The organism is Gordonia tangerina (assembly GCF_021556435.1).
In the GTDB taxonomy this organism is placed as follows: domain Bacteria; phylum Actinomycetota; class Actinomycetes; order Mycobacteriales; family Mycobacteriaceae; genus Gordonia; species Gordonia tangerina.
In genome coordinates, this window is record NZ_JAKGCU010000050.1 from 1 (window position 1) to 7,797 (window position 7,797).

Sequence of the window (7,797 nt, forward strand, 5' to 3'; positions counted from 1 at the left end):
ATGCCCACCTGTGCCAGACCAGCGGCGACTCCGTGCGCCTGGCCCAAGCACTCGCCGGAAAGGGGGTCACCGCCCTCAACTGACCATCCCCGGTGGCGGACCAGTGGGCAGAATCATGTCCGCCACCGGGCACCCCTTCATGACCGCCTACGGGCAGTTTCCATGTCCGCCTATGGGCACTTACCGATGTCCCTTGACAACGCAAATGCATGGAGTTCCTACTGCCACACCTGGCCGACATGCCTTGCGCCACGATCACGCTGGAATCCCGAACCAACAGGACGCGAGCGACATGGACATGCTGCAAAAGCTCCGCGCCCGACAAGCCGTCGCCCCGACTCTGCGAATCGACCACGCTATCGGCCGTCACGAACCGGCGCTGTGGGTGGCCGACATCGTGTGCGGTGCCGTGGTGCAACAGCGGTGCGGCCGCGGGGACTACCTCGACATACTCGGCTCCGGTGTCGAAATACACACCATCGGCCCCTGAAAGACCGCGAGCCACAGGCCTCGTCGTCCGGCGAGTAATCCTGTGGCTGACTTCCAAACCCACCGCAATGGGCTGGCTACGGCTCCGAGTGTAGCCTCACTACGCGGCTACACGCCACCACCCGGCTTGACTCACGTAATCTGCCCGCGAAACACTCTCGGTGCCTCACATAGGTTTGCCCGCGAAATGGTGATCGTCGGGGGATGGGAAGTGGGTTGTCGATGCGGTCTCGGGCCGAGGCGACCAGCAGGTTCGCGCGGAACGCGGTATGCAACAGTTTTACTCGTAACGCTGCATATTCAATTGCTGCATATTCCAATCACTCGAACCGGGGCGCGCAGTCTGGCTAACTGGCAGCTTCGCGCAGGAGCAAGCCTGGGCGTCGGAAGTGGTGCGGCGTGGCGAATGAACGAGCGGGGTGCTGACCGGTCAGATAGGCCGCTTCGCTGTGCCGTACGACTCCGGTTCGCAGGAATCTCCTGCGTGACTCGTGGGCAATTCCATGCGACCAAAGCCAACTATAGTTGTGTTATTCTAACTTTAGTTGCATTCTCAGGAGGTGTCGGGCGTGCAATTGAACAAACCATTTGCCACGGTAACGCCGACCCTGGACGGAGACGTACTCGCGGTGTTGGCGTCCGCAGACGCTACGTTCACGATCAGCCAGGTCCATCGCATTCTCACCACGGCGTCGGCTGAGGGCATCCGCAAGGTCCTCAACCGACTCGCCATTCAGGGCGTGGTGTTGCACGACCAGGTGGGTAGGACGAATACCTATCGACTCAACACTGAACACCTCGCCGCTGAGCCGATCATGGCGTTGGCACGTCTGAACTCCGCGTTTCTGAACCGTCTCGAAGAGCACCTCCGAGAGTGGGGTAAGACGCTGCGGTACGCTGCGGTTTTCGGGTCGGCGGCGACGGGGCATATGCGGCGAGACAGTGACATTGACCTGATCCTGGTGCGCGCCGGGGACTGGGGCCGCGAAGGTGACGACGTGTGGGGGCATCGGGTGACAGAGGTTGCCCGGCTCATCACAGCGTGGACCGGCAACGACGGCCGCATAGTCGAGTACGCTGCGGACGAATTCCGCGCCGCGGCTGCCGCGGGTGAACCTCTGCTTCGTGACGTGGCGGAGCAAGGCCTCACCGTTGCGGGTACGCGGTCCTGGTTCAACGCGCAAATGCGCCCCGCGTCGGGGAGGTTCTGATGGCGTCGCAGCGCGACTGTGACTCCGCGGTCATCGCAGGGCGGATGTCGAAGGCGAACGAGTTCTTGGATGCCGCTGAGCATCTCGGGGAGGAGATGCCCAACGCCGCTGGGGACTTGTACATCGACGCTGGCATCGCAGCCTCAGATGTCATCTGCTGTGTTCGCCTTGGTGTGCACTCCAATACCGGCAACCACGCCGAGGCTGCAGCCCTCCTGAAGCGTGCGGACAGCGGATCCGAGCGACACCTGAACACGCTGTTGAACCTGAAGAACAAGGCTGCGTACACGCATCAGGACCTAACCTCCGCGGAGCTAACGCGGATGATCCGCGCAGCGCAGCACTTGGTTGAGTCGGCCAAACTGGCAGTAGCCGCTCGCGGATAGCGCACACGCCGACTCATTGAGTTCGAAGTCCCAGATCTGTGTCATCGAGTCTCAACTTGGGTGTCAAAGTCTCATCTACTTTGTCATCCGACAACGGCACGCTGCTGAATAGTGTTGCGGGGCAGCGTGATATGCAGGCTTTTGCTGGTGACCCTGCATATTTGATTGCTTCATATTCGACAGCCGGCGCACAGCCCGACCACTTCGTAGCGTTACATGTAACATGGGGGCCATGGCAGTGAGGGACAGGGTTGGTGAGTATCGACGCCGGATGCGTGAGCGCGGTTTGCGCCCGTTGCAGGTGTGGGTTCCTGACGTGCGCACGCCCGAATTTGCCGCGCAAGCCCACACGCAATCGGCGCTAGTCGCACAGGCCGATGCCGATGGGGGCGAGCAGGATTTCGTCGAGTCTGTCGCCGCGCCGTGGGACGACGAGGCGTGATTCGCGGTGAGATCTGGACTGTGGCGAGTGGTGTGTATGCATCGAAGCCGCGCCCTGCGGTCATCATCCAGGACGACCTGTTCGATTCAACTCTGTCGGTGGTGGTTGCGCCGATGACCAGCCGGCTCATCGATGCGCCGTTGTTGCGGATTCGCGTCCCAGGCGACCGCGATGCGATCTCGGGTCTCGAACGAGACAGCGACGTGATGGTCGACAAGCTTACGGCGGTAAGGCGGTCGAACGTGCTGACGCGTGTTGGCCGGCTGACGTCCGAACAATTAGTGGAAGTCGAACGCTCACTGATGGCGTTCCTGGGACTCGCCCGATGATGCGATGCGAGGTGGCAGCTCAATGTCGGGAGGGAGGGTGTTCGCGACCACCGAATCCCGGTGCGCTGCAACTCAATATGCCGAGTTTTACTGGTAACCCTGCATATTCGATCCCTGCATATTCCGGTACGGACGCGACAAAGTTGTAAAGTCTTGCCACGCAACTCGTTCGGTGTTCAGTGACGCTCCGAGTTTCAGGACTGAGCTCGGGCCACCGACGTGGACGTCGAACTCTTCGCCTCGATGGCCGTTCCAACCCACCGATGCAGGAATGCGCGTAGCTCGTTTGGGGGACGAGGAGGGGCGCCCGGGTCGACGAGGAGTGATTGGACGAACCGGAGCATGACTTCGACGAGCTCATTCATGTCGGCGTCCGTCCATCCATGTCCGGCCCAGTCGATCGGAAGGTGGTCGACGATCACGCGTCCTATGGCGATGGACCGCGTAGCGGTGACCTCGGCGGTGAGTTCTGTGTTGTCCGGTTGAACGAACAGCAGGGCGAATCGGCGATTATCTTGAAGGCGCTCGAAGGTTAGGGCGACTGCCTCGACTATCGCGTGGGAAGGTTCGGTGAGACCTTCAAGTGACCGCGCCAAGTCGTCGAGGAACTCGTTGGTGGCGTGTTGAGCTGTCGCGACGAGCAGCGCTTGGCTGTTGGGAAAGTACCGGTAGACGGTCTGGCGAGCGATACCCAGCTTCTGTGCGACCTGACGGATGTTCACATCGGTTGCACCCGACTCCATCAGCTCTCCGGCGGCGGCGATGATGCGTTTCGCAGCCTCGTCGTCGTCGGCCGGGGGAATCAGGCCGGCCCATCCATGTGTACGCACCTGCCCATTGTGTCGTGCTCGTCGATCCTAGTGGCGTATTGGATCGGGGGATCGACGCGAACGACTAGACATAGAACGTGTTTCATGTATGGTCATCGGCAAGGGCACTGGTGACGAGAGGACCTGGCATGACGACGTTCGAGAACCCCACCCCGAGCACGGGACCGACCGCCAGCCCGTTCGGAGCTGAGCTCACTCGACGAGCATTGGACCTGGCAGTTGCCAACACCACGGACATGGCCGAGTCGACACTGCGGGTGCCCCTGTCGTATTACCGCGATGACAAGATCGCCGAGTACGAACGGAACCAACTGTTGAGGGAGACGCCGCTTCCTCTGCTGGCATCGGCTCAGATCCCGAAGAATCATGACTATGTCGTGCGCACGGTGCTCGACGATTCGTTGCTGATCACCCGTGACCGTGACGGGCAGGCTCACGTCTTCTTGAACTACTGCCGCCACCGTGGCGCGATGCCGGCTTGCGGGGCAGGGAACAGCCGACGATTCACATGCCCGTACCACGCATGGGTTTACGACAACAAGGGACAGCTGCGGGGGATTCCGGGCAAGGCAGGGTTCGACGACGTCAATCGGGACGAATACGGTCTGGTCGAGCTACCCAGCGAGGAGCGTCACGGATTCATCTGGGGTGTCCTCAACGCCGATGCGCCGATGGATCTGGACACGCACCTGGGTGAGTGCGGTGCCGAACTCGCACGGTGGAATTACCAGGACTACCAGTACCATGACGAGCGATCCCTGAACTCCGCCGTCAGCTGGAAGGGTGCGCTCGAAGCCTTCGCTGAGGGTTACCACTTTCCATTCGTCCACGGCAACAGCGTCATCGGACAGAACACCATCGCGAACACCCACGTCTACGACGAGTTCGGCCCGCACCACCGTATCGGCTTCCCGTTCAACTGGGTTCGGGACCTCGAGGGTATGCAACAAGACGAGTCGTGGAATGACCCGACTGCGCAGATGGGCATCATCTATTGGGTTTATCCCAACCTCATCCTGGCCAACAGTCCTGTAGGAGTCGAGGTCATCGACATTCTGCCGGGTGATTCAGCCACGAGTTGCGTTGTGCGGCACAGTTGGATGGCGAAGTACCCTGCGGAGAGTCCTGAGCAGGTGGAGATGTATGCTGGCATATTCGCACAGGTTCATGCCGCTGTTCGGGACGAAGACTTCGCGATGCTCCCTCAGTGCGGTGAAGGAGTGCGCCGCGGGCAGCATGACCACATGGCCATCGGGCGCAATGAAATCGGCGTGCAGCACATGATCCGGGTGATGGCGGAGAAGATCGGGATCTCTCTCACATGACCGCTGATGTCGCGTCGGCATCGGGGGAGGGATGAGCGCAGTCGACTGGGGTCGCCTGGAAGGTGATCTCACCGAGGAGATCGTCTCTACGGTTCGGGAAGTCACGACGCGGTCTGCGGGGTCGGCGGTGTACGGCGCTGCGCTGACCGATGTTCATGCGCGGGACATGCTGTTCCTGTGGCCAGCCATCCGGGTGGCCACTGGCGTACCGGATTGTGCTGTGGCTGATCGGGGATGGGACGTCGATAGTTGGCCGGTGCAGGTCGACTGGTCAGGCAGGGGTGACAAGTGGGCTGAGACGCTGACAGCTTCCGTTGGTCTTGGTGACTACCTCTGGGATTCGGTCACCGCCCGGTTCCGCGAAAGTCTGGTGAGCGCATCCCGCCGCGCGACTCGAGCGCTGATCAGATCTGGTGCCGTCAACGAAGCGTTCGCGGTCGTAGTCCACGATCCGGACGATCCCGTTGCTGCGATGAAGAACTCACTCACCGTCGAGCAGCTTGCAACGCTGTTCCCGGAGCTGTACCAGCTCGCGGAGATCGAGGACCAACTCTCTCGACTCTCGGAGCCTGAACAAGTCGAGCAACTGGTCGAGATACTCGTACACGCCGATTCCCGCGTACAACATCACCTGGCGCACCGTCTGTTGGTTGCCGCCGGACCGACGGCTGTTTCACGCGTTGTCGCCGCGCTGGGCCTGCTTCCTTCGGAGGCGGCCGCGTCAGGTGGTATCGATCGCGTTCTTGACGTCCTGCTCGCGATCGGCGAGGTTGACGATCAGGCCGCCGAGCGAATCGTTGCGTTTGCAGAGGTTCCGACGACAACGGCAGAGGTTCGAGCGCGTACCGTGTCCGTGCTGAGTGCCGGCGGCCAGACCTGTAGAGCAATGAATCTCCTCGCGGATCTGCCGGACAATCTAGCTGGCAGGGCGGTGAGTGCTCCGTACGTCGATGGCGAGCGAAGATGTCGGCTCGACTACGCACCGATTCGTGAAGTTCTCGCTATGCGCCCGGAGCTGGACGAAGTGATGGCTGCAGAACTCACGTCCGATCGGATCCAGGACATAGGGCACGAAGACCTACGGACAGCTGCGGATGCGCTGGACTCATCGTCGCGCTTCATCAGGCGGCACGCGTCGATCGTGCTGCTGTCGTCTCACCTGTAGGACTGTCGGTGTCGGCTGACATCGCAGTTGGGAGGAATGACGCCAACCGGGGAGTCGGTGACCTGCGGCGAGCGCCATGTCGTAGTAATGGGTGTTGTGGTTCCACCGGTGTCGTACTTTGCGCACCAGACCACTCTGTCATGCCTGAACGAGACTTGCGAGGTCGCGACCGAGCCGCGGGCCGAGTCGCTCAACTGAAACGTCATGGCCGAGGAAGACGACGCCCAGGTATCTGTCACTCACTCCCATCTATCGTGTCAAACTCCCATCTACCGTGTCATCCGACAGTGTCATCCGACAGACAATCCCGGTGAGCTGCAACTCAATATGCCGTGTGTTACTTGACATAATGTATCTTATCGGCGCGAATACCTATCGAGTTCACGAATGGATGAGTCTCTTATCGGCGCGAATACCTATCGAGTTCACGAATGGATGAGTACTCGAGACTTTTGGCAATCGACTAGACCAACGGGAACCCGAATCAACCGGAAGAGCGACGGCGATCCCTCAGGTCCTCGAACCGGGCCAGGTTGTCGAGGTGCGTGGATCAACGTGGGCAGTCGCAAACGTGCAGGCTCAGGGCTTACCGCGCATGAAACAACTCAACACCGCGTTTCACCGGTTTCGAGGCGATCAAAACGGATTGATGACTCCGACGCCGGCAACTACAAACGGCTCGACATCCCGCGTTGCTACCTCAAACCCGTGTACCAGAGCGATTGCGGCGATGAATCCGTCAGCCACCCCGACGGCCACACCACGTCGCCGAGCTTGGGCCGCGAGTCGCGCATATGCGGCACTCGCCCGATCATCGAAAACCAGCACCCGTCCGGCGAATTGCGGAAGTAGGCGGCTCTCGAAGAGGTCCCCTAAACGGTCTCGGCGCTTACCTCGCGGCAAAGTCTCGATACCGTAGCGGACTTCGGCGAGCGTGATCGCAGTCAGATACAGGGTTTGCGGCGACTGTTGGTCCAGCCACGCGGCAGCCTTGCGATGTGGTTGCGGACGCATGACCTCAGAAATAACGTTCGAGTCGAGAACGATCACGAGAAATCGACTGGCTCGTCGGGTGTGCGATCGCGCTCGATCTCGATTCCGATCCCCGCCTTCTTGCCGATTTGGGTCAGCAACGTTCCCAGCTTTACCTGGTCGGCGGGCGAAACTGCCTCGTCGAGAATGGCGCGCACCTCCGCCTCGGTACTCCGGTTATGTTGTGCTGCGCGCGCTTTCAATGCCCGGTGGGTCTCGTCGGAAAGTCCCCGCACCGTGATTGCCGCCATGCTGCCTCCCCTGCTATCAATTCTCAAGAATGATAGCATGGCGATCGCATGGGTTGCCTCGACTCCTTCTCGAACGTCTCCGCGCGGCATTCGCCCGGGTGGTCTCATCCGCCTCGACACCGGCGTGCAGAATCTGCTGCTGACCGCACGTTCGCTAGGTCTTGGAGCCACGCTGACTGTCGCACTCTGATCTTGCAAGACCCGGTTTGGCAACATCTAGGAGGCTGCTGAAGAAGTGGTCTGTGTGCGGCTGGCCGTCGGTAATGCTGGGTCTGTTGATCACGGGCGAGTGTTGCTCGGGCGCTTGCCCCGCGGGGTCAGGCGGTGGTCAGGGTCC

10 protein-coding genes and 1 pseudogene are annotated in these 7,797 nt (G+C 61.0%); 8 read left to right on the plus strand and 3 right to left on the minus strand.

Translation table 11 applies throughout. The annotated features are described in order from the left end of the window. The 6 genes and pseudogenes from L1892_RS24370 to L1892_RS24395 form a co-directional block, all read left to right on the plus strand. Positions 1–83 (plus strand): annotated as a pseudogene (locus tag L1892_RS24370) (ATP-binding protein); the annotation flags it as partial. Between the two features lie 209 nt (positions 84–292). Beyond that, the gene (locus L1892_RS24375; protein ID WP_372475487.1) at positions 293–490 is read left to right on the plus strand and encodes a hypothetical protein; all 198 of its coding nucleotides are present in this window, start codon (positions 293–295) and stop codon (positions 488–490) included. 568 nt (positions 491–1,058) lie between these two features. After that, a complete protein-coding gene (locus L1892_RS24380) occupies positions 1,059–1,700 on the plus strand; it encodes a nucleotidyltransferase domain-containing protein (RefSeq protein ID WP_235726327.1) in 642 nt (213 codons plus the stop codon). Then, complete coding sequence (locus L1892_RS24385) at positions 1,700–2,086, plus strand: hypothetical protein (protein WP_235726328.1); 387 nt, start codon at positions 1,700–1,702, stop codon at positions 2,084–2,086. Before L1892_RS24380 ends, L1892_RS24385 begins: the two co-directional genes overlap by 1 nt. Before the next feature lie 232 nt (positions 2,087–2,318). After that, positions 2,319–2,528 carry an antitoxin MazE-like protein gene (locus L1892_RS24390; protein WP_235726329.1) on the plus strand — a complete coding sequence of 70 codons (210 nt, stop codon included), beginning with the start codon at positions 2,319–2,321 and terminating at the stop codon, positions 2,526–2,528. Next, positions 2,525–2,857, plus strand: a complete 333-nt coding sequence (locus tag L1892_RS24395; protein ID WP_308191736.1) for a type II toxin-antitoxin system PemK/MazF family toxin — start codon at positions 2,525–2,527, stop codon at positions 2,855–2,857. The genes L1892_RS24390 and L1892_RS24395 overlap by 4 nt, the downstream gene beginning before the upstream one ends. A gap of 194 nt (positions 2,858–3,051) precedes the next feature. On the opposite strand, the gene L1892_RS24400 is transcribed toward L1892_RS24395, so the two are convergent. Continuing rightward, positions 3,052–3,687, minus strand: coding sequence for a TetR/AcrR family transcriptional regulator (locus tag L1892_RS24400; protein ID WP_235726331.1), 636 nt, complete (start codon positions 3,685–3,687; stop codon positions 3,052–3,054). Positions 3,688–3,815: 128 nt separating this feature from the next. On the opposite strand from L1892_RS24400, the gene L1892_RS24405 reads away from it, so the two are divergent. Both L1892_RS24405 and L1892_RS24410 read left to right on the plus strand, forming a co-directional pair. Then, positions 3,816–5,012 (plus strand): aromatic ring-hydroxylating oxygenase subunit alpha, encoded by a 1,197-nt coding sequence (locus L1892_RS24405; protein WP_235726332.1) that lies wholly within the window; start codon positions 3,816–3,818, stop codon positions 5,010–5,012. A gap of 31 nt (positions 5,013–5,043) precedes the next feature. Beyond that, entirely contained in the window at positions 5,044–6,177 is a 1,134-nt protein-coding gene (locus L1892_RS24410) for a hypothetical protein (RefSeq protein ID WP_235726333.1), read from the plus strand. Between the two features lie 636 nt (positions 6,178–6,813). Here the strand turns inward: L1892_RS24410 and L1892_RS24415 are convergent. Together L1892_RS24415 and L1892_RS24420 are read right to left on the minus strand one after the other, a co-directional pair. Continuing rightward, the gene (locus L1892_RS24415) at positions 6,814–7,227 is read right to left on the minus strand and encodes a type II toxin-antitoxin system VapC family toxin (protein ID WP_235726334.1); all 414 of its coding nucleotides are present in this window, start codon (positions 7,225–7,227) and stop codon (positions 6,814–6,816) included. Then, positions 7,224–7,460, minus strand: coding sequence for a FitA-like ribbon-helix-helix domain-containing protein (locus tag L1892_RS24420; RefSeq protein WP_235726335.1), 237 nt, complete (start codon positions 7,458–7,460; stop codon positions 7,224–7,226). Before L1892_RS24420 ends, L1892_RS24415 begins: the two co-directional genes overlap by 4 nt. Positions 7,461–7,797 lie beyond the last annotated feature (337 nt).